Consider the following 22175-nt stretch of genomic DNA (forward strand, 5'->3'; position numbering starts at 1 on the left):
ATGTTGAAGATCCGGCGGAACGGCGCGTTCTACGCGTCGATCGCGCCGTTCTTCCTCATTTTCCTGGTGTTCTCGGTCTTCCCGGTCGCCTTCTCGTTCTATCTCGGCTTCAACCGGTGGGACGGGTTCTCCGATCCGCAGTTCGTCGGGTTCGCCAACTACGCGCAGGCCCTGCGCGATCCGATCTTCCAGAAGGCGATCGGCAACACGGTCTATCTCTGGTTCTGGTCGACGCTCATTACCGTCGGGCTCGCGCTCGGGCTCGCGGTGCTGGTCAACGAGTACGTCGTTTCCGGCAAGACCTATTTCCGCATGGTGTTCCTGTTGCCGCTGCTCGTCGCGCCGGCGATCGCGGCGATCATCCTGCGCGTCTTCTTCACCTCGAATGGCGGGCTGGTGAACCTCCTTTCCGGCGCCGTCACCGGCACGCCCAGCTATTTCGACTGGCTGGGCTCGGAAGCCTGGATCAAGCCGCTCGTGGTGCTGCTCGTCGTCTGGCGCTGGACGGGCTGGCACATGATCATCTTCCTTGCGGGCCTCCAGGCCATACCGCGCGATATCTACGAGGCGGCGCGCATGGATGGCGTCGGGCGCTGGCCGATCTTCTCGCGCATCACCGTGCCGCTGCTCCTGCCCTCGCTCGCCTTCTCGATCATCACCGCCACCCTCGGCGGCCTGCAGATGTTCGACGAGCCTTATGTCCTGACGCAAGGCACAGGCGGCACCAACAACGCGGCGACGACGCTGGGCATGTACCTCTATGCAACGGCGTTCACCCAGTTCAATTTCGGGCTGGGCTCGGCCGTCTCCTGGTACATCTTTGCCGCCGTCGTGGTCTTCACCGTCGTCTACCAGGTGATCGTGCGGCGCTCACAGGCGGGGGCGGCGGCATGAGGAAGCTCCTCGCCAACCGCGAACGGCGCTTCAACCTCCTCGTGACGGTCGTGCTGGCGCTCGTCTCGCTGCTCTTCATCGTGCCGCTCTACTGGACGACGGTCTTTGCCACCCGCACCTTGTCCGAGGTGTTCCAGTTCCCGCCGCCGCTCTGGTACGGGGGCAACATCGTCCAGAACTACTTCAATATCGCCAACGTTTTCCCGCCGTTCCGGCCGATCTGGAACAGCCTCGTCGTCGCGGTGCCCAAGACCGCCGGGCTGGTGCTGGTCAGCGCGCTCGCCGGCTATGGCTTTGCCCGCTATACCCGCGCGCCCGGCCACCGGTTCCTGCTGGTGATGACCTTCGCGACGCTGTTCTTCCCGCCCTCGCTCGCGCTCATCCCGTTCTTCCTGCAGATGAGCTGGTTCGGCTGGCTCAACACCTTCTGGCCGCTGATCGTGCCGGCGCTCGCTTCCGGGTTCGGGGTCGTCTGGATGTACACCTATATCGGCTCGACGATCCCGCGCGAGCTCTACGAAGCTGCCGAGATGGATGGGGCCAAGGGGCTCTCGACCTTCTTCTTCGTGGTGCTGCCGATCATCCGTCCGGGGCTCGCGGCGCTCGCCGTCTGGACCCTCATCAGCACATGGAACGATTTCCAGCTGCCGCTGGTGGTGCTCGCCGAAGGCTCGCAGTTCACCGTGCCGTTGGCGCTCACCATGCTCTCGACCACGCACTATTCGGACATGCCGGCGGTGATGCTCGCGACCCTTATGGGGCTGGTGCCGGTGTTCGTGCTCTTTGCGCTCCTCAGCCGGCAGTTCATCGCCGGGCTGACCTCGGGCGCCGTCAAATGAACCGGCAAGGATGCCCCGCGCCGGCAACACGCGCCGCAAGGAAGCGGCGGCAATGATAGCCAAGTGGAGGAATGCTCATGAAACTATGGACCAAGGGTCTCGCGGCCCTCGCATTGGGAGTTGCGCTCGCAACGCCCGCGCTCGCCCAGGAGGCGGCAACCGGGGCGGCGACGCCCAACACCGAGATCTCGGGCACGATCAGCGTCTGGACGTGGCCCAACAACGACCGCACGTTCGCCGCGCTCATGCCGACGTTCAACGCGGCCTATCCCAACATCACCGTCAACGTGCAGGGCTTTCCCAACGCCAACGACGCCTATCTCAACAACCTGCAGCGCGCGCTTTTGAGCGGCAGCGGACCGGACGTGGCGATGATTGAGATCGCGCAGCTGGCGCTCCTGCGCGAGCGCCCGCAATGGGTCGATCTCGCCCAGGCGCCCTACAACGCCGGCGAGTTCATCGAGGATTTTGCCCCCTTCACCGTCTCCAACGTGACGCTGCCGGACGGCAAGATCGTCGCGCTCCCGAAGCACACCGGGCCGGGCGGCATGTTCTACCGCCGCGATATCTTCGAGGAAGCGGGCCTGCCCACCGACCCGGCGGAAGTCGCCGAGCTCCTCTCTGACTGGGATGCGTTCATCGAAGAGGGCAAGAAACTGGTCGTGCCCAACGAGCGCTGGCTCATCGGCAATGGCGAGGAGATCCTGCGCGCCATGATCGCCCAGACCGGCATCAGCTATTTCGATGCCGAGGGCAATTTGCAGTTCGACCAGCCGGTGTTCCGCGAGGCGCTGGAGCGCGTGCGTGAGGCCGGCGAAGCCGGGCTCATCTCGCCCTTCACCGCCTGGTCGCCCGAATGGCAGGGCGCCTTCCAGCGCGGGCAGCTCGCCACCGTCCTCTACGGCAACTGGTTCGGCGGGCTCCTGAAGCGCGCCTATGCCACCGACCAGTCGGGCCAGTGGGCGGTCGCTGCGGCGCCGGGCACCGAGGGCAACCGCTCGTTCAACAGCGGCGGCGACTATATCGGCATTCTCGAGACCTCGCAGAACAAGGAAGCCGCCTGGGCGTTCGTCCACTGGCTCGTCACCAATGACGAGAGCCTGAAGCAGCAGTACCAGAACGACGACCTCTACCCGGCCTATATGCCAGCCCTCGAGCAGGACTGGATGAACTTCGCCGACCCTTACTACGGCGAGCAGAACGTCAACGAGATCTTCGCGCCGGTCCAGGCCGAGCTGATCCCGGTCGAGCTCGACGCGCGCGACACCGTCGCCATCGCCGCCATGCGCACCGCCATCAACAACGTCGCGCGCGGCGTCGCGACGGTCGACGAGGCGCTCGCCGCCGCCAAGGCCGAAGTCGAAGCCAGGATGTAGGCCAGGCACCATTCCTTCCGGCGGGCGCGTGGCGCGCCCGCCGTCCCACGTTCATCGGCAAGGTTCTGCGAAATGCTCTTTTCCACCCCGCTCGACGGCGAATGGTCCTTTGCGCTCGATCCGCAAGGTCGCGGTGAGGCCGAAGCCTGGTTCAAGGGCGAGCTCTCCGACACCATCCGTCTGCCCGGCAGCGTCGACGAGGCCAAGAAAACGCCGCTGACCACCGGCCGCACCATGGCGCATCTAAGCCGGCGCCACCCATATGTCGGCAAGGCCTGGTACGCGCGTGAGTTCGAGGTTGCGGCGGAGGCCGACGGGCTTTTCCACCACCTCGCGCTCGAGCGTCCGCATGGTGAGGTCAACGTCTGGGTCGATGGCCTGAAGATCGGCCGCGACGAGAGCCTTTCGACGCAGAACCGCTTCCTCATCGGTCCGCTCGCCGCCGGAAAGCACCGCGTGGTCCTGATGATCGACAACTCCCGCTTCGAGGCGGTCGGTGACGCCATCGCGCGCAACGGCATGCCCGATGTCGCGCATTCCAAGACCGAGCACACGCAGACCAACTGGAACGGCGTCGTCGGATACCTGCGCATCGAGGCGGCGCGCGCCTCCATTGCCCGGGTCGACGTCTTCGCGCCGGACCACAAGGCGCGGGTGCGGATCGAGCTCGACGCCTTCGATCCCGATAACCGCTGGCCGCTCTACTGGACCGAGCCGCATGAAGACCGGCTCAAGCTCCGCTTCGCGTTCGGCGACGGCACAGCGCCGCTGGAGCTCACGCACCCCGTCACCATCGACAGCGGCTATACGCCCGTCGAGATCGAGGTCGACCTGCCGGGCGAAGCTCGCCATTGGGACGAGTTCGCCCCCGTCGTCCATCGCCTCACCGTCGAGTGGCTGCGCGACGGCGTCCCGCAGGACCGGCGCGCCGTCGCCTTCGGCATCCGCAGTTTCCGCCGCGAGGGCAGGCGGCTGACGCTCAACGGGCGGCCGGTGTTCCTGCGCGGCACGCTTGATTGCTGCATCTTCCCGCTGACCGGCTACCCGCCCACCGACCACGCCGGCTGGCGCAAAGTCTTCGGCACGGCCAAGGCTTACGGCCTCAACCACATCCGCTACCATTCCTATTGCCCGCCGCGCGCCGCTTTCGAGGTCGCCGACGAGATGGGCATGCTCCTCCACGTCGAGACGCCGGTCTGGCCGGTGCTCGGTTCCGACCCCAATCTCGATCGCTATATCCGCGCCGAGGCCGAGCGGATCGTTGCCGACTACGGCAACCATCCGAGCTTCGTGATGCTGTGCGTCGGCAACGAACTCAACGGCTCGGGCCTCCACCCCTTCATCGAGCGCTTCGTCGACGAGTGGAAGGCGCGCGATGACCGGCGCGTCTATACGGGCGGCTCCGGCTGGCCGACGATGAAGCGCGCCGACTACATCTCCAAGCCGGAGCCGCGCAACCAGCGCTGGGGCGAGGGCCTCGACGGGCGCCTCAATGCGCGTCCGCTCGAAACCCTGACCGACTGGAGCGAGTGGCGCGACAGCGTGCCCATGCCCCTCGTCAGCCACGAGACCGGCCAGTGGTGCGTCTATCCCAACCTCGAGGAGATCGAGAAGTACACCGGCGTCCTCGAGGCGCGCAATTTCATCATGGTGCGCGACGACCTCGAGAAGAAGGGCCTGCTGCCGCTGGCGCGCGACTATATGCTCGCGAGCGGCGCGTTGCAGACCGCCCTCTACAAGGAGGAGATGGAAGCGGCGCTCCGCACCCGCGACTTCCCCGGCACGCAGCTCCTCGGCCTCCAAGATTTTCCGGGGCAGGGCACCGCCCTCGTCGGCGTCGTCGATTCCTTCTGGGACGAGAAGCCTTACGTCATGCCCGAGCAGTTCCGCGAGTTCTGCGCGCCGATCGTGCCGTTGGTGCGCGCGGAGAGGTTCGTCTGCGAGGCCGGCGAAACCTTCGCCGCCGACGTGCAGGTGGCCCAGTTCGGCCCGGCCGATCTCGATGGGCCGCGCATCGCCTGGTCGCTCAACGACGGCGGGACTGCCGTTGCCTCGGGCGTGCTCGAACCCGGCAAGCTCACGACCGGCCATCTCCACGACGTCGGCCGCATCGAGGTCGCGACGGACGGCCTCGTGGCTCCAGGTCGCTATGAGCTCGTGGTTGCCGTCGAGGGCACGGAGTACCGCAACCGCTGGGGCGTCTGGGTTATGCCCGCCGACAAGGCGGCCGCGCCCGTCACCATTGTCGATGCCCTCGACGATGCCATCCTCGCCCGCGTCGCCGCCGGCGAGACCATCGTCTTCAGCCCGGCGCCGGATGCGATGCAGCCCAACGCCGCGCTCGGCCACACCTCATCCTTCTGGAACACGCTCTGGACCGACGGACAGGAGCCGCACACGCTTGGCCTCCTCAACGAGACGGACCATCCGGTCTTTACGCAGTTCCCCATCGCCCGCCACAGCGACTGGCATCTTTGGGAGCTGACGTTCAAGCGTCGCGCCCTCGACATCGCCGGCATCGGCTTTGCCCCGATCATCCGGGTCATCGACGACTGGAACGAAAACCGCGACCTCGTGATGCTGGCCGAGGCACGGGTCGGCAAGGGCCGGCTCATTGTTTGCGCCATCGACCTCGAGAGCGATCTTTCGGGCCGTCCCGTCGCGCGCGCATTGCGCAAGGCGCTTGCCAACTATGCGGCGAATGGCCAAACCCGGGGACCGGTGGTCGAGGCCGAAGCGGTCTCGGCCTGGTGGGAAAGGATCAAGGCATGACGGCAATCGAGCTGCGCGGTGTGGAGAAATCGTTCGGCGCCAACAAGGTCATCCACGGCGTCGACCTTGCCATCGAGGACGACGAGTTCTGCGTCTTCGTCGGCCCTTCCGGGTGCGGCAAGTCCACGCTCTTGCGCATGATCGCCGGCCTTGAGGATGTCACCGCCGGCGAGATCGCTATCGACGGGCAGGTGGTCAACGACGTCGAGCCGTCCGCCCGGCGCCTCGCCATGGTCTTCCAGTCCTACGCGCTCTATCCGCATATGAGCGTACGCCAGAACATGAGCTTCGGGCTGCGCATGACCGGCACCAGCAAGGAGGAGGCGGACCGGCGCGTGCTCGACGCCGCCCGCATCCTGCAGCTCGACGAGCTCATGAACCGCAAGCCCGCCCAGCTTTCCGGCGGCCAGCGCCAGCGCGTCGCCATCGGGCGCGCCATCGTGCGCCAGCCGCGCGCCTTCCTCTTCGATGAACCGCTCTCGAACCTCGATGCGGAGCTGCGGGTGCAGATGCGCGTCGAGATCGCCAAACTCCACCGCGACCTCGGCGCGACGATGATCTACGTCACCCACGACCAGGTCGAAGCGATGACGCTCGCCGACAAGATCGTGGTGCTGCGCGCCGGCCGCATCGAGCAGGCCGGCAGCCCGACCGCGCTCTATGCCGATCCCGACAACACGTTCGTTGCCGGCTTCATCGGCAGCCCCAAGATGAACATGCTCTCCGGCACCGCCAATGCCGACGGCACCGTCGCGTTCGGCGGCATTTCCATAGCTACGGCTGTCGCCGGCAAGCTCGCCGGCCAGCCCGTCACCGTCGGCATCCGCCCGGAGCAGTTCGACGAGGCCGGCATCGGCGGCGCCGATCTATCCGTCTCGGTCGATGTCGTCGAGAACCTCGGCGGCACCTCTGTCGCCTACGCACGCATGAGCGATGGGCAATCCATCGTCATCGAGCAGCGCGGCGGCGACCGCGCCAAGCCCGGCGAGCGCATCACCGTCGGCTTCAAGCCGGCCGACGCGCTGATCTTCGATGAGGCGGGCAAGCGGGTGCGGTAGCTACAACGGCTTCACCGGGTTGAGCTTCCTCCACTCCTCATATTCGCCGCGCGCGTCGGCATGGAGCGGATAGTACCGCTGTAAAGGCGCGCCTTCCTTCAGTTTCATGCGGGAGAAATCCTCCCACTCATGGTGCTCGGCCGCCTTGGCGATGACTTCGGGCGCCAGCGCCACCGGCAGCACCACGGCGCCGTCGTCGTCGGCAACGATGATGTCGCCGGGCATCACCGTCACTCCGCCGCAGGCGATCGGCACGTTGACGGCGAACGGCATCAGGCCGGTCTGTGTATGGAAGTTCGGTGTCCAGCCGCGCACCCAGAGCGGCAGGTCGAGCTTTTTGAGGTTCGGGTAATCGCGCAGGCATCCGTCGATGATCATGCCGGCCCCGCCCCGGCCCTTGAAGTAGGTCGACATCATGTCGCCGAAGACGCCGGCGGTCATGTCGCCGCGCCCGTCGACCACCACGATATCGCCGGCCTGCACATGGTAGAGCACGTGCCGGTGGAGCTGCTTTTCCGGATCGGAATACTCGCCCTCGCCGTAAAGGTCCTCGCGCTTGGGCATGAACTGCAGCGTCAGCGCAGGACCGACGACGGACTTGCCCGGATTCCAGCTTACGGGCCCCATGATATGCGGGTTGCGGATGCCCATGTGGCCGAGCGTGCCGGCGACGGTTGCCGCGCCGATGCCTTTCAGCGCCTCGATGATTTCCCTCGGCGGCCGTACGATGTCGGGCGTATGCGTCATGGCTCAAATCTCCTTGAGAAAAACGTGCGCGGCTACCAATTGGTGATAGACCCGTCGATACGCCGCAGATGCGGGGCTTCCCAGAACTTGAAGCTCTGCTTCTTGACCAGCTCCTCGTCGACCTCGACGCCGAGGCCGGGGGTCTCCGGCACCTTGTAGACGGCGCCCTCGAGCCGGGGCTGGACGGGGAAGATCTCGGCATTGTCGAACCCGTGGTAGAGCTCGCCGGGCGAGGCGCGCGTCTCGAGCCAGGAGAAGTTGGCGACGGCCGCCGCGAAATGGATGGTCGCCGCCGTGCAGATCGGCCCCAGCGGGTTGTGCGGCATCATGTCGACGTAATGGGCCTCGCTCCAGCCGGCGACCTTCATGGCTTCGGTGAGGCCCCCGACATTGCACACGTCAATGCGGTTGAACTGGTGGATGTTGCGCTCGATGTAGGGCAGGAACTGCCATTTGCTGGCGAACTCCTCGCCGATGGCGAAGGGGACGTCCGTCATCTTGCGCAGCGCCTCGTAGGCCTCCGGCGTCTCGTCGCGGATCGGCTCCTCGAGGAAATCGAGCGTGCCCGAGGGCATTTTCTGGCAATAGCTCGCGGCCTCGGCGACCGACAGGCGATGGTGGTAGTCGACGCCGAGCACCACCTCGTCACCCAGCTCCTCGCGCGCCTTGACGCACCATTTGGCGGTCTCGGCGATGCTCTGGCGCGGCTCGTAGATGCCGCGGCTGCCATGGTCGGCGGGAAAGAGGCGGATGGCGGTCCAGCCGCCGGCCATCAGTTCCCTCGCCTGCTCGATCATCTCCGGCCCGCAGGGCCCGCGGGTGGTGGCGAAGGTCGGGATATGGTTGCGCTGCTTGCCGCCGAGAAGCTCATAGACCGGCACGCCGAGCGCCTTGCCCTTGATGTCGTGGAGCGCGATGTCGATGGCCGAGATCGCGGCGGTCAGCACGCGTCCGCCCTCGAAATACTGGCTGCGGTACATTTCCTGCCACAGCGCGCCGATCGCCATCGGGTCGCGTCCGATGAGGAATTCGCGGTAGTGCTTGATGGCGCCGACGACGGCCTTCTCGCGGCCGGACAGGCCGCTCTCGCCCCAGCCATGGATGCCCTCATCGGTCTCGATCTTGACGATGAGCTGGTTACGGGTGCCGACCCAGACGGGGTAAGGCAGGATAGCGGTGATTTTCATTTATTGGCCTGATGGACGAAGAAGGAAGGCCCCCTCACCCGGCCCTTCGGGCCGACCTCTCCCCCGAGGGAGAGGTGAAGGGGCATCGGGGCTGAGCCACCAACACCTCTCCCTTTGGGGGAGAGGTCGCCGCGCAGCGGCGGGTGAGGGGGCCTTTCTCGAGATAAAGGACCTGTCCAATCATGCCGCCTTCAGCGCGTTGGTGGTCTGGCCGTCGAAGAGGTGCAGGCGCTGCTGGTCGAACTCGACGAAGACCTCCTCGTCCGGCGCGATCGGGGCGGTCGGCTCGAGGCTGACATTGACCACGGCGCCGCTGACGAAGACCTGGGCGAAAGTGACGTCGCCGGTCGGCTCGACCGTATAAACCTTGCCGGGCACGCTTCCCGCCACCGGCGACTTGTGCAGCTTCAAGGTCGAGTGCCGCGCGCCCAGCACCACGGTGCCCTGGGAGGATGCCGTCGCTTTCCTGGCGTTCTGGGCCGAAAGCGGCAGCTCCCAGCCTTCCTCGGGGCTCTTCAGCGCCACGTCCGTGCCCTTGCCCACCACGTCGAGCGGGATGAGGCTCATGGCCGGGCTGCCGACGAAGCTGGCAACGAACGTGTTGACCGGGTTGGCGAAAACATTGGCGGGCGAGTCGTACTGCTGGAGGACGCCCCCATGCATCACCGCCATCTTGTCGGCCATGGTCACGGCCTCGAGCTGGTCGTGGGTGACGTAGATGACGGTAGCGTTGAGGTTGTGGTGGAAGCGCTTGATCTCGGAGCGCATGGCGACACGCAGCTTGGCGTCGAGGTTGGAGAGCGGCTCGTCCATCAGGAACACCGCCGGATCGCGCACCAGCGCGCGTCCCAGCGCCACGCGCTGCTGCTGCCCGCCCGAGAGTTCGCGCGGGCGGCGCTCCAGCAGGTGCGTGATGTCGAGGATCTTGGCCGCCTGCATCACCTTTGCTTCGATCTCGGCCTTCGGGAGCTTCCTCATCTGCAGGGGGAAGGCGAGATTCTTGAACACCGACTTGTTGGGGTAGAGCGCGTAGTTCTGGAACACCATGGCGATGTCCCGGTCCTTGGGGTCGAGGTCGTTGACGATGCGGTTGCCGATCGAGATGTCGCCGCCCGACATTGGGATGAGCCCGGCGACGAGGTTGAGCGTCGTCGTCTTGCCGCACCCGGACGGGCCGACGAGGGCGACGAATTCGCCGTGCTCGACGGTGAAGGAGACGTTGTTGACGGCATAGAGGCTGCCGTAGTTCTTCATGACGTCCTTGAGGACCACCTCGGCCATGGGACGAACTCCTAATGCTTGACCGCACCCTCGGTGAGGGCGCGCACGAAATATTTCTGCAGGACGAGGAACAGCACCACGACCGGCACGCTCATCATGAACGTCGCCGCCATCAGGCCCGGCCAGTCGGTGGCGAACTCGGTGAAGAACCGCTGGATGCCGACCGGCAGCGTCATCTGGTGGTCGCGCGACAGGAACGTGTAGGCGTAGACGTATTCGTTCCAGGCGCCGATGAACGAGAAGATCGAGGTGGCGATGATGCCCGGCGTCGAGAGCGGCATGACGATGAAGAGGAACGCCTGGAAGCGCGTCGCCCCGTCGATGCGCGCCGCCTGCTCCAGCTGGATGGGGATGTTGTCGTAAAAGCCCTTCAGGAGCCAGATCGAGAGCGGCAGGCCGAAGGTGAGGTAGGTCAGGATCAGCGAGCCGTGGGTGTTGACCAGCCCCATCCAGCGCATCAGCAGGAAGAGGGGCATGAGGAACACCACCGCCGGGAACATGTTGCGCACCAGGACCGCAAAGAACAGGAAGTTGCGGCCGGGAAAGCGGAAGCGCGAGAAGGCGTAGGCCGCCGGCACCGCCACCACGACCCCGAGGATGGTGGTCAAGAGCGAGACGTAGAAGCTGTTCCAGAAATAGCGCAGGAACTCCTGGCCGATGCGGTTGCGCGGATCGAGAAGCTTGAAATAGTTGTTGAGCGTCGGCTCGGTTGGCCACCATTGCGGCGGGTACTGCATGGCCGCGAACTGGGACTTGACCGAGGTCAGCACCATCCAGGCCATGGGCAGGACGGTAAAGAGCAGGAGGAACGTCAGGAAGAACCGGCCGGCCCAGCGCCACCAGTCGATGGGTTTCCGGACGACGGGGCGGATCGCGGTTTCGGAGATCGTCGCCATTGGTCAGCCTCCCGCCCGGTTCTCGTCGCCGCGCGTCAGCGCCTTCACGTAGAAGTAGCCGAGCGTCATCATCACGATGAAGAGGATCACCGCGTAGGCGGAGGCCACGCCCCATTGCTGGCGTCCGAACGCCAGCTGGTAGATGTGGGTGATCCAGATGTGGGAAGCGTCGGCCGGGCCGCCGCCGGTCATCACGAACGGGATGATGAAGGAGTTGAAGTTGGCCACCATCAGCAGCAGCACGGTCACCATCGAAACGCCTCGCAGGTGCGGGAATGTCACGTGCCAGAAGCGGTTCCAGGCGCTCGCGCCATCCACCTGGGCGGCGCGCAGCAGTTGCTCGGGCACGGTCTGCAGGCCCGCCATTAGCATCACCATGGCGAACGAGAATTCCTTCCAGATGTTGACGACGATCAGCGAGGCCAGCACCGTCTGGCGGTTGTCGAGGAAATTGATCGGCTCGCTGGTGAGGCCGAGCTGCACGGCGATCGCGCCGATGACGCCGAAATCGGAGTGGTAGAGCCATTTCCAGACGTAGGAGGCGGCGACGGCGCTGACGACGTAGGGAATGAGCAGCAGGGCGCGCATCACCCCGCGCCCGACGAACTCGCGGTGCAGCGAGAGCGCCGCGCCGAGGCCGAGGAGAAAGGCGACGAGCGTCGAGGCCACGGTCCAGATGATCGTGTTGATCGTCACCTCGTGGAAGACCGGCGAGCGCAGGACCGTCACGTAGTTGTCGAGCCCGGTCCAGATCTTGTCGCGCATCTGCAGGTTGGGCGGGGTCCTGAAGAAGCTCAGCTCGATGGTGTAGTAGATCGGGAAGGCGATCACCACGAGCATCACGATCAGCGCCGGCAGCACGTAGAGATAATCGGTACGGTGCGCGATGACGCGGCCGAGGATGCCGGATGCGCGGCTCGCCGCCTGGCTGGTCGATGGGCCTGCGGCCCGTCCCGTCGCGATGCTCACGGGGCCCGTCCTTTCTGCGAGAGTAAGGTGCCGGCGGCGGCTGGCGCCGCCGGCTTGAGCAGTGGCGGTCAGAGGCCGCCGCCGAGCAGGGATTCGACCTTGGCCGCGGCGTCGGCCGCCGCCTCCTCGACGCTCATGCGTTCCGTCAGCGCGTTCTGGAGCATGTCGGGAACGATGATGTTCATGATCTCGGTGGCCTCGGGGATGACCGGGAACGGGATGCCGCTGGGCAGCATGGAGGTGGTGACGTCGAGGAACTTGATGGTGTCGAGGCGTTCCTTCATCCACTGCGTCTTGAAGCCGGCGAGATTGCCGGGATTCGAGCCCGTCCAGGCGAGCTTGGTCGACCATTCCGGGCTGTTCCAGAAGCAGGCGAACGCCTTGGCGGCCTGCTCGTCGAACCCGCCCTCGACATAGTCGGGCTGGACGAAGTGCATGTTGGAGCCGCCGAACACCACGGCGCGGCGCTCCGGACCCTCGGGAATGAGGCCGTAGCGCATGTTCTCGACCACCGTGTCGGCGATCTCCTTGTCGGCGCCGGTGGCCAGGCCCGCCAGGTCCACCATCTTGGCGTATTCGGACGGGTGGGCGATCATCATGGCCAACTGGCCGGCGATGAACGGGGCCTGGTTCTCGTTCTGCGTGTTGGTGAGGGCGGAGGTCGGCACGGACTTGTCGCGCACGTACATATCATATGCGGCCTGCAGCGCCGCGACGGCTCCCTCGCTGTTGAGCTGGACGGTCTCGTAGGTCGGGTTCTCCTCGGCCTCGTCGAGCGCGCCGCCGCCATAGGCCCAGAGCTGGGGCATGAAGCGGAACGGGGTGTTGCCCGCATTCTGGCGCGCCACGAGCCCGTAGCCGGAGATGCCCAATTCATCGTGGATCTGCTTGGAGTAGGCGACGAGATCGTCCCAGGTCGCCGGAGGGCTTTCCGGGTCGAGCCCGGCCCGCTCGAAGATGTCGGCGTTCCAGATCAGGGCCATGGTCTCGTTGTTGGTGGGCACGCCATAGGTCGTGCCCTGCCAGGTCACGGACTTCATGGCGCCGGGCCAGAAGTCGGCGGTGGGGTAGCCGATGTCCTCGGGCGCCAGTTCCTGGAAATAGCCCTTGGAGGCGAACTCCACCCCGCCCAGGATCTGCAGGCGCACCACCATCGGCCCGGCATTGCCGAGGAGCGTGGTGCGCAGCCGGTCGAGCAGCTGGTTGTAGTCGATGTTCTGCGCGTCGGTTTCGATATTGGGATAGGTTTCGGCCCAGGCCGCCCAGAACTCCTCGTTGATCTGGTGCTCGATCTGGGGCGAGGCTTCCGTCGGGCCGGTCCACCAGTAGGTGAGGCGCCCCTCGTAATCGAGCGGCACGACGCTGGCGCAGTGGCCGGCGGTGTCGAACTCCTCGGTGCCGGCGATGGACCGGATGTATTCCGGCGACCACTGGCTGAGGTCGACGCTCTGGGCGTAGGCGGTGCTCGACAGCAGCGACGCGATGACCAGCGCCGCCACGGCGCGGCCTGCGGCCTGGCGACGAGTCGACCGTGCGGGCCGCGGAGCGCGGCCTTGCGAATTCGTCATCGATATTCCCTCCTCCAACGCCGGATGACCGCGCGACCCCCTCGATCGCACCTGGCCTGCCGCAGTCCGGGCTGCGCCTTTTCGGGTCGGGCTTGTTTCCCCGTTTCTCCGCAAAGGAGAGTTTCAGACTCAAACTTATCTGTCAATATTGCTTGGATCGTACATTATTTTCCAAGTTTAGCGTGCGAACCGGCTTGGCTTGCCCAAAAAAGGCGCATAAACAGGCGCTATGAGCGATGTCACCACCCTTGCCGGCCTTGCCGAGAGCAGCCTCGATGCGCCCGCTTCGATCTACGAGATGATCCGGGAGGACATCATCTCGGGCCGGCTCGAGCCCAGCGCGCGGTTGAAGGTCGCGGACCTCGCCGAACGCTACGGCACCTCGACCAATCCGGTGCGCGAGGCGCTCCAGCAGCTGCGCGGGGAGGGGTTCGTGTCGATGGAGCCCAACCGCGGCGCGCGGGTTGTCGCCATCGACGAGGATTTCGTGCGCGACATCATCGAGATCGAGATGCTGATCGAGCCAGCCCTGACCAAGTGGTTCGTCTCGATCGCGACCGATGCCGACATCGTCACGCTCGAGGAGGCGCAGGCCGACATCGAGGCGCTGAATTTTGCCGATGCCGCCCAGCACGGCCGGCTCGACACGCGCTTCCACCAGATCATCTACGACCGGCACTACAACCGGCACGCGGCCGAGCTCTGGTGGAAGCACCGCGAGATCCTGCGTGCCATCGCCCGCCGATACCCGACGTCGCTCACCCGCCGCGCCTCGGTCATCGCCGAGCACCGCGCACTCATCGAGCGGATCAGGGCGCAGGACGCGGACGGCGCCGCGGCGGTCGTTGCCCGGCACGTCGAAGGTTCGGGCCGCCACATCATCGAGCAGATGCGGGCGGCGAAATACTTACGGCCGGCCTAGCGGCCGAATTTCGGAGCGTTCCCAGCAAAAGTGGGTACCACTTTTGCGGTTCGGGAGCGCGACAATGGTCAAGAGGAGGGGACATTGACGTTGGAGCTTAACGAACGCGAGGCCGGCGAGGTCATCGAGAATAACATCCGCACGGCCTCGCGGCCGAGCGAATTGCGCATCACCGACATGCGGGTCGCCGAGATCGTGGGCGCGCCGTTCACCTCGGCGCTCGTCAAGATCTACACCAACCAGGGCATCGTCGGGCTCGGCGAAGTGCGCGACGGGGCGAGCGCGACCTATGCGCTGATGCTCAAGAGCCGGCTTTTGGGCGAAAACCCCTGCGACGTCGATCGGCTCTTCCGCCGCATCAAGCAGTTCGGCGGCCATGGCCGGCAGGGCGGGGGCGTGTCGGCCGTGGAGATCGCCCTCTGGGACCTCGCCGGCAAGGCCTATGGCGTTCCCATCTACCAGATGCTGGGCGGACGCTTCCGCGAGAAGGTGCGCATGTACTGCGACACGGACGCGACGGTTCCGAGCGGCGCCGAGACGGGCAAGCGCCTCAAGGAGCGCATGGACCTCGGCTACACCTTCCTCAAGATGGACCTCGGCCTCATGCAGATCGCCGACGTGCCCGGCGCCGTCGTCGCCCCGGCCGGCTCGCTCGAAAGTTATCGCCTGCGCCCCGGTCGCGGTCCGGTCCGGTCCATGGAGGACCGCCGGGCCCGCAATGCGGTCTACGACATCCACAACGTGCGCCATCCATTCACGGGCCTCCATTTCAGCGACAAGGGCATCGACCTGCTCGAGCAGTACATCCACGAAGTCCGCGAGGTCATCGGCTACGAGATCCCGCTCGCCATCGACCATGTCGGCCACATCTCGCTGCAGAACGGCATAAGGCTGGCGCGCCGCATCGAGAAATACGTGCCCGCCTGGCTCGAGGACGTGATCCCCTGGCAATACGCCGACCAGTACCGCCAGCTGCAGGAGGCGACCACCGTGCCGATCTGCACCGGTGAGGACATCTACTTGCGCGAAGGTTTCGAGCCGTTGCTGAAATCGGGCATCTCGGTCATCCACCCCGATCTGCTCACCTCGGGCGGCATTCTCGAGACCAAGAAGATCGGCGACGCCGCCCAGGAACACGGCATCGCCATGGCCATCCACATGGCCGAGAGCCCGATCGCCGCGATGGCGGCCGCCCACGTCGCGGTCGCGACGGAGAACTTCATGGCGCTCGAATATCATACCGTCGACGTGCCCTGGTGGGACGACATCGTCACGGGCCTGCCCAAGCCTTTGGTCAAGAACGGGTTCATCACCGTGCTCGATAAGCCGGGCCTTGGCATCGACGATGTCGTCGACGAGGTCATCAGCCAGCACCTGCAGCCCGGTGTCACCGGCATCTGGCAGCCGACCGATCACTGGGACCACGAATATTCCTGGGACCGGACCTGGAGCTGAGAATGATCTACGAGCTGAGAATCTACGACGCCATGCCCGGCAAGATGCCGGCGCTGCTCGCGCGCTTCGAGAACCACACGCTGGGGCTCTTCGACAAGCACGGTATCCGGCAGGCGGGTTTCTTCACGACCATGATAGGCGAGAGCTATTTGCGCCTCACTTACCTTCTCGCCTGGGAGTCTTTGGCCGAGCGCGAGAAGAAATGGCAGGCGTTCGTCACCGATCCCGAATGGATAAGGGTCAAGGAGGAGTCGGAAAGGGAGGGCCCCCTCCTCGCCAACGTCTCCAACCAATTGCTGGCGCCGACATCGTTCTCGTCGGTCAAATAGGGGGCAAAAATGAAAATCACCGACCTGCGTTGCGCCGTCATCGGGCGGCACCCCATCGTGCGCATCGTCACCGACGAGGGGCTCTATGGTCTGGGTGAAGTGGAGTTCACCAAGACCTACCTCAAGCCGTGGGTGCTGCATTTCCGCGAGGCGCTGATCGGGGAGGACCCGACGGATGTCGAGCGCTGCATGCTCAAGATCCGCCAGCGCGGCTCCTTCAAGCCCTATGGCGCGGCGGTCAGCGCCATCGAGCACGCGCTCTGGGACATCGCCGGCAAGGCGGCGGGCGTGCCGGTCTACAAGCTCCTCGGCGGCAAGGTCCGCGACAAGGTGCGCGTCTACAACGGCTCGATCCGCCGCAAGCGCACCGGCGACAGGCCGGAGGATTATGCCGCCGACGTCAAGTGGATGATGGAGCGGCCCGAGAACTTCTTCATGGTCAAGCAGGGCATCAGCTTCCACTCGAACATGAAGGACACCGTGGAGGACTTCCACTATGGCGTGCGGCAGATAAAGTCCGGCTACCATGGCGCCATGGACCAGGGCCAGATCAGCGAGCGCGGCTTCAACCATATGCTCGAGTGCGTGATCGCCATGAAAGAGGTCCTCGGCGACAAGGTCTCGCTCGCCCTCGACTGCGGCCCCGGCTGGTTCCTGCCCGACGCCATCCGCTTCGCCCAGGCCGTCGAGACGTACAACCTCATGTGGCTCGAGGACATGCTGACCGGCGACTACGTGCCCTGGGTCAACCCGCAGGCCTACCGGGAACTCACCGTCTCGACCTCGACGCCGATCCACACCGGCGAGCAGATTTACCTGCGGCACAACTTCAAGGAGTTGATCGAGACGCAGGCGGTGCGGGTCATCGGCCCGGACCCGGCCGATATCGGCGGCATCGCCGAGCTCAAATGGGTGGCCGAGCACGCCTACATGCACTCGATCATGATGGCCCCGCACGGCACCGCCAACGGTCTCCTCGGCCTCGGCGCGCTCATTAACGTCTGCGCCACGCTCCCGGCCAACTACATCGCCTTCGAATACCCCAGCGCCTCCGACCCGTGGTGGGAGGAGATCGTCATCGGGTTGCCGAAGCAGATCGTCAGGGACAGCCACATCGATCTGCTGGAAGCGCCGGGCCTCGGGCTCGACATCGATCCCGAGGGGGCGCGGAAATATTTGCTCGAGGAGGACACGAACTTCTTCGACTGATGGTGTGGTGGGTAACACGCGGGGCCCGCCACGTTCTTTCTGCGGCACCGCGCCATCCACATCCACCGGCTGTCATCCCGGCGAAAGCCGGGATCCAGTACATACCGGCCTGAAAGTCTGCACCAGGCTCTCAACACCACCGGGTCATTCCCGCGAAAGCGGGAACCTCTGTTTCCTCCGCACCGCAAACGGAGGTCCCCGCTTTCGCGGGGATGACCGGTGAGGATGATATCGCCCAAGAGTCGCATCTGCGCCGTTTACTGGATCCCGGCGTTCGCCGGGATGACAGCCGGGGGCTCGATCACCTCAGCAACGACTGCCCCCCATCCACATAGACCGGCACCCCCGTCACATGCCGCGCCGCGTCTGACGCCAAGAACGCGATCACGTCCGCCACGTCCTCGCTCTCGCCGGGCTTGCCGCCGGTGATCGGGATATCGCCCTCCGGCCACTCGACGGGTATGCGCACCGACTCCGTGTTGCGCTTCACCGTATTCTCTCCGATCGAGGTCACGATCGAGCCCGGCAGCACCGCGTTGACGCGGATGCGGTGGCGGGCGAGCTCGAGCGCCAGCTGCTGGGCCATCGCCACCTGCGCGGCTTTCGTTGCCGAATAGGCGGTGGCGCCGGCGGTGGTGAAGGTGCGCGAGCCGTTGATCGAGGAGACGATGGCGATCGAGCCGCCGCCGGCGCGCTTGAGGTGCGGCACGGTGAGGTGCAGCGTCAGGTAGGTGCCGCGCAGGTTGATCGACATGGTGGCGTCCCACTCCTCGCTCGTCATCTCGTCGATGGGCGCCCAGACGCCGTTGATGCCGGCGTTGGCGACGACGATGTCGAGCCGGCCGAGCTTGTCCATCGCCCGGCCGAGCCCGTCGCGCATGGCCGCCTCGTCGGAGATGTCGGCGGTGATCGGTATCGCCTTGCCGCCGGCGGCGGCGATCTCGTCGGCCGTCGCTTCGATCTCGCGGGCGGTGCGGCTGAGGACGACGACATGGGCGCCGTCCCGCGCCAGCCGCAGCGCCGTCGCTTTGCCGATACCCGAACCCGAACCCGTCACCAGCGCCGCCTTGCCTTCGAACTCCATCCGCACCTCCCTCGTGTCAGAACGGGAGGCATTATGGCGGCAGGGCCGGCAAACGCCAGCCCGTTCAGTTCTCGCGGAAGGCGCGGCTCATGCTGTCGACGACGGGCTTGATCAGGTACTCGAAAAACGTGCGCTCACGCGTTTGGATCATGATCTCGGCGGGCATGCCCGGCGTCGGACTGAAGCCGGGGATGCGGGCGATCTCCTCGGTCGGAATGCTGACGCGGGCGAGATAGACCTCGCGGTCGTCCTTGCTGCCGGCATCGGGAATGGCGTCGGCCGAGACGTAGTAGACCTCGCCGGTCAGCACCGGAGTGGTGCGCTGGTTGAGCGCAACCAGCCGCACGGTCGCCTCCTGGCCCTGCTTCACGTCGTCGATCTGGTTGCGCAGGATCGGCGCCTCGATGATGAGCGGCACGCCGCTCGGCAGGATTTCGAGGATGGGCTTGCCGCTTTCCACCACGCCCCCGGTGGTGTGGTAATAGAGGCGCACCACGGTTCCGTTGACCGGCGAGACGATTTCGGTGCGCGCCAGGACGCTGCGCGCGCTGCGGATCTGCTCGCGCACGGCGTCGAGCTCGATCTCGACCGACTGCATCTCCTGGAGCGAAGCCTGCCGCGCCGCGTCGCGCGCGGCGATCAGCTCGCCCTGGTATTTGAGGATCTGCGTATCGATCTCCTGGATCTCGGCCTCGAGCCGGGCGATGTCGCCGTCGGCGTCGGCGACGGCGCGCTGGATATCGAAGAGCTCGGAGCGCGTCACCAGCCCCTTGTCGAGCAGGGTCGCCTTGGAGGTCATCTCGGAGACCAGCAGTTCGCGCTGGGCGTTCATCGAGTCGAGCCGGGCGACCTCGCCGCCGCGGCGGAACTCGAGGGCGGCGATGTTGCGCTCGAAGAGTTGCAGCTCGTTGATGAGCTTGTCGCGCCAGGCCTCGAAATGCGCGCGCTGGCTCTCGCGGATTTCGGCGATGCTGATGGCAAAGCCTGCATCGAGGACTGTCGCCGGGGCGGTATAGCGCTCGGCGCCGGACGCCTGCGCCACCAGCCGCGCCTTGATCGCTTCGAGGCGCGCCAGCCGCAGCTTCAGCTGCTGCTCGTTGGAAAGCGCCGCCGTCTCGTCGAGCGTCACCAGCACCTGGCCCGCCCGGACCTGCTCGCCCTCGCGCACGTCGAGATCCTTGATGATGCCGCCTTCGAGGTGCTGGACGATCTTGTTCTCGCCGGTGGCGACGAACGAACCGGAGGAGATGACCGCGGCGGCGAGCGGCGCGGTCGAGGCCCACACCCCGAAGCCGCCGAAGGCGAGGCCGATGATGGCGAGCCCGAAGACGACCTGCCGGCCGATGCCGCGCGGCACGTCCTTGTACCAGCTCAATGAACCCGCATCGATGTCAGTCATTGCCGTCCCCGTCATAGGGCGCCGGTGGCGCCGGGCGGTTGAGGTCGTTGCCGGCCTTGCGCTGGGCGAGGTTGCGCATCACCTCGTTGCGGCTGCCGAAGAGCGAGACGCTGCCGTTGTTGAGGACCATGATCTTGTCGACGCAGTTGAGAAGCGCGGGCCGCTGCGTGATGGTCACCACCGTGATGCCGTTCTCCTTGGCTTGCTTGAGGGCGCGCGCCAGCGCCGCCTCCCCTTGGCTGTCGAGGTTGGAGTTCGGCTCGTCGAGCAGCACGAGCTTGGGATCGCCGAAGAAGGCGCGGGCCAGCGCCACGCGCTGCTTCTGCCCGCCCGAGAGCGGCGCGCCGTCGGCGGCAACGAACGTCTCGTAACCCTGCGGCAAGGTCGAGATCAATTCGTGGACGTCCGCCAGCACCGCCGCCCGGAAGATCGCCTCGTCGGTCGCATCCTCGCGCATGCGCCCGATATTGGCCTTGATCGAGCCGGGAAAGAGCTGCACGTCCTGCGGCAGGTAGCCGATGCTTTCGCCGAACTGGCGCTGGTCCCAGTTGCGCAGGTCCATGAGGTCAAGCCGCACGTTGCCCGATGTCGGCAGGATCGAACCGACCAGCATCTTGCCCAGCGTCGTCTTGCCGGCCCCCGAATTGCCGATGATGGCCATAGACTCGCCCGGCTGCAGCGAGAACGAGATGCCGTTGAGGATGACGCGCTTGCTCGGCGGCGGCACGAAGAGAATGCGCTCGACGTCGAGCTTGCCCTGCGGGCTGGGCAGCTGCAGGCGGGCGAAGTTCAATGGCGAGCCCTGGAGCAGCGCCTTGATGCGGCTGAGCGCGCTTCTTGCCTGCACCACCTGGTACCAGCCCTCGATCGCCCCTTCGATCGGTGCGAGCGCGCGGCTCGAAATGATCGAGGCGGCGATGACCATGCCGCCGGTCAGGTGCCCGTCGAGGGCGAGCTTGGCACCCCAGCCGAGCATGGCGACCTGCGTCGTCAGGCGCGTCAGCTTGGAAAATCCGGCAAAGACGATGTTGCGGTCCTGGGCCTTCACCTGCGAGGTCAGGGAGCCCGCCGTGTCCTTGCCCCAGATACGCACCGCCTCGGGGATCATGGCGAGCGCGTTGATGATCTGGGCGTTGCGCGACATGGATTCGAGGTGCGAATTGGCGCGGCTGAGATAGGCGTTCGCGTCGCCGAAGGGCTTGGCCGTCGCCTTCTGGTTGAGGCTGGCGATGACGAGCAGGATCAGCGAGGAGACGATGATGATCAGCCCCAGTTGCGGGTGGATGAGATAGACGACGAGGATGAAGAGCGGGGCGAGCGGGGCATCGAGGAAGGCCAGCAGCGTGCCCGACGTCAGGAACGAACGCAGCTGCTGCAGGTCGCCCAGCGTCTGGTACTCGCGCCCGTTGCTCGCGAGCGAGGCGCGCGCCGCAGCGCTCAGCACCGGGGCACCGAGCTGCACCTCGGCTTCGACGGCGGTGCGCATCAGCACCACGCGGCGCGTCGAGTCGAGCAGCACCTGGATGACGATCGCGCCCATGACGAAGAGAGTCAGCATCACCAGCGTGTCGAGCGAGCGGCTGGTCAGCACCCGGTCCGACATCTGGAAGAGATAGATCGGGATCGCCAGCACCAGCACGTTGACGAAGACGGTAAAGAGCAGCACCAGCGCGAGGTTGCGCCGCACGGCGGCGATGGCGTTGTGGTAGCTCTGGGCGAAGCTGACCGGGTGCATGCGCCGGTGGAAATTGCTGCCGTTGCCGCCTCCGCCGCCACGGCCGGGGTCGCGCGGGCCGGTGGGACCGCCGCCGCCCGGTTCTTCCGGCCTCGTGCGCAGCGGCCCGCGGTCGAGGTCGATGGTGGGCGGCAGCGCGCGTGTGGTGCGCGGGAAATCCCCGGTGCCCGGCAATGGCGCTTCGCCCTTGCTTTCGGGGGTAGCCGTGGTCCTGGCATCGGCGTGATTGTCGTTCGTCGCGGCCGGCGAGGGGGCTGCAGGGGCCGGTTTTGCCCCCTCGCCGGAGCGCGGCCCGATCGCTCCGTCCATCTCGCCCGCTAAGCGGGTGAGAGTCGTGGCGGCGGCCTCGACCTGCGCCATCAGCGCGTCGGGGCGCTCGCCGGTGGGCGGAGCCGGGGCGGGCGGAAGGCCCTGCGTCTCGTTGGTGTCGGGATCGATGTTACGCATCTGGCTCT

18 protein-coding genes are annotated in these 22175 nt (G+C 66.1%); 9 read left to right on the forward strand and 9 right to left on the reverse strand.

What is annotated here, in order from left to right; all coding sequences use genetic code 11:
* The 5 genes from VE25_RS09970 to VE25_RS09995 all read left to right on the forward strand — a co-directional run bounded on the left by VE25_RS09970 (window position 1) and on the right by VE25_RS09995 (window position 6939).
* Window positions 1-894: a carbohydrate ABC transporter permease gene (locus VE25_RS09970; protein ID WP_046108487.1), complete on the forward strand. Its 894-nt coding sequence runs from the start codon at window positions 1-3 to the stop codon at window positions 892-894.
* Window positions 891-1733: a carbohydrate ABC transporter permease gene (locus tag VE25_RS09975; RefSeq protein ID WP_046108468.1), complete on the forward strand. Its 843-nt coding sequence runs from the start codon at window positions 891-893 to the stop codon at window positions 1731-1733. The genes VE25_RS09970 and VE25_RS09975 overlap by 4 nt, the downstream gene beginning before the upstream one ends.
* 77 nt (window positions 1734-1810) lie before the next feature.
* Window positions 1811-3109, forward strand: a complete 1299-nt coding sequence (locus VE25_RS09985) for an ABC transporter substrate-binding protein (protein WP_160299975.1) — start codon at window positions 1811-1813, stop codon at window positions 3107-3109.
* A gap of 72 nt (window positions 3110-3181) precedes the next feature.
* The gene (locus VE25_RS09990) at window positions 3182-5881 is read left to right on the forward strand and encodes a DUF8487 domain-containing protein (protein WP_052731867.1); all 2700 of its coding nucleotides are present in this window, start codon (window positions 3182-3184) and stop codon (window positions 5879-5881) included.
* Window positions 5878-6939, forward strand: a complete 1062-nt coding sequence (locus VE25_RS09995) for an ABC transporter ATP-binding protein (RefSeq protein ID WP_046108470.1) — start codon at window positions 5878-5880, stop codon at window positions 6937-6939. The genes VE25_RS09990 and VE25_RS09995 overlap by 4 nt, the downstream gene beginning before the upstream one ends.
* On the opposite strand, the gene VE25_RS10000 is transcribed toward VE25_RS09995, so the two are convergent.
* The 6 genes from VE25_RS10000 to VE25_RS10025 form a co-directional block, all read right to left on the reverse strand.
* A complete protein-coding gene (locus VE25_RS10000) occupies window positions 6940-7686 on the reverse strand; it encodes a ribonuclease activity regulator RraA (RefSeq protein WP_046108471.1) in 747 nt (248 codons plus the stop codon).
* Between the two features lie 32 nt (window positions 7687-7718).
* Window positions 7719-8873 (reverse strand): mandelate racemase/muconate lactonizing enzyme family protein, encoded by a 1155-nt coding sequence (locus VE25_RS10005; protein ID WP_046108472.1) that lies wholly within the window; start codon window positions 8871-8873, stop codon window positions 7719-7721.
* Between the two features lie 180 nt (window positions 8874-9053).
* A complete protein-coding gene (locus VE25_RS10010) occupies window positions 9054-10154 on the reverse strand; it encodes an ABC transporter ATP-binding protein (protein ID WP_046108473.1) in 1101 nt (366 codons plus the stop codon).
* Between the two features lie 11 nt (window positions 10155-10165).
* Complete coding sequence (locus tag VE25_RS10015; RefSeq protein ID WP_046108474.1) at window positions 10166-11050, reverse strand: carbohydrate ABC transporter permease; 885 nt, start codon at window positions 11048-11050, stop codon at window positions 10166-10168.
* 3 nt (window positions 11051-11053) lie between these two features.
* The gene (locus VE25_RS10020; protein WP_046108475.1) at window positions 11054-12019 is read right to left on the reverse strand and encodes a carbohydrate ABC transporter permease; all 966 of its coding nucleotides are present in this window, start codon (window positions 12017-12019) and stop codon (window positions 11054-11056) included.
* 68 nt (window positions 12020-12087) lie between these two features.
* Window positions 12088-13587 carry an extracellular solute-binding protein gene (locus VE25_RS10025; protein ID WP_083988851.1) on the reverse strand — a complete coding sequence of 500 codons (1500 nt, stop codon included), beginning with the start codon at window positions 13585-13587 and terminating at the stop codon, window positions 12088-12090.
* Between the two features lie 229 nt (window positions 13588-13816).
* Here VE25_RS10025 and VE25_RS10030 point away from each other — a divergent pair, with 229 nt between their 5' ends.
* From VE25_RS10030 to VE25_RS10045, 4 genes are all read left to right on the forward strand, one after another.
* Window positions 13817-14509: a GntR family transcriptional regulator gene (locus VE25_RS10030; RefSeq protein ID WP_046108476.1), complete on the forward strand. Its 693-nt coding sequence runs from the start codon at window positions 13817-13819 to the stop codon at window positions 14507-14509.
* Window positions 14510-14632: 123 nt separating this feature from the next.
* Window positions 14633-15964: a mandelate racemase/muconate lactonizing enzyme family protein gene (locus VE25_RS10035; protein WP_046108491.1), complete on the forward strand. Its 1332-nt coding sequence runs from the start codon at window positions 14633-14635 to the stop codon at window positions 15962-15964.
* Window positions 15965-15966: 2 nt separating this feature from the next.
* Window positions 15967-16293, forward strand: coding sequence for an NIPSNAP family protein (locus VE25_RS10040; protein WP_046108477.1), 327 nt, complete (start codon window positions 15967-15969; stop codon window positions 16291-16293).
* Between the two features lie 9 nt (window positions 16294-16302).
* Window positions 16303-17502 (forward strand): mandelate racemase/muconate lactonizing enzyme family protein, encoded by a 1200-nt coding sequence (locus VE25_RS10045; RefSeq protein ID WP_046108478.1) that lies wholly within the window; start codon window positions 16303-16305, stop codon window positions 17500-17502.
* Window positions 17503-17803: 301 nt separating this feature from the next.
* Here the strand turns inward: VE25_RS10045 and VE25_RS10050 are convergent, their stop codons facing one another.
* From VE25_RS10050 to VE25_RS10060, 3 genes are all read right to left on the reverse strand, one after another.
* A complete protein-coding gene (locus VE25_RS10050) occupies window positions 17804-18586 on the reverse strand; it encodes an SDR family oxidoreductase (protein WP_046108479.1) in 783 nt (260 codons plus the stop codon).
* 64 nt (window positions 18587-18650) lie between these two features.
* Window positions 18651-19985 carry an HlyD family type I secretion periplasmic adaptor subunit gene (locus tag VE25_RS10055; RefSeq protein WP_046108480.1) on the reverse strand — a complete coding sequence of 445 codons (1335 nt, stop codon included), beginning with the start codon at window positions 19983-19985 and terminating at the stop codon, window positions 18651-18653.
* Complete coding sequence (locus tag VE25_RS10060; protein WP_083988852.1) at window positions 19978-22167, reverse strand: type I secretion system permease/ATPase; 2190 nt, start codon at window positions 22165-22167, stop codon at window positions 19978-19980. The genes VE25_RS10055 and VE25_RS10060 overlap by 8 nt, the downstream gene beginning before the upstream one ends.
* Between the last annotated feature and the right edge of the window lie 8 nt (window positions 22168-22175).

Source organism: Devosia geojensis (genome assembly GCF_000969415.1).
In the GTDB taxonomy this organism is placed as follows: Bacteria; Pseudomonadota; Alphaproteobacteria; order Rhizobiales; family Devosiaceae; genus Devosia; species Devosia geojensis.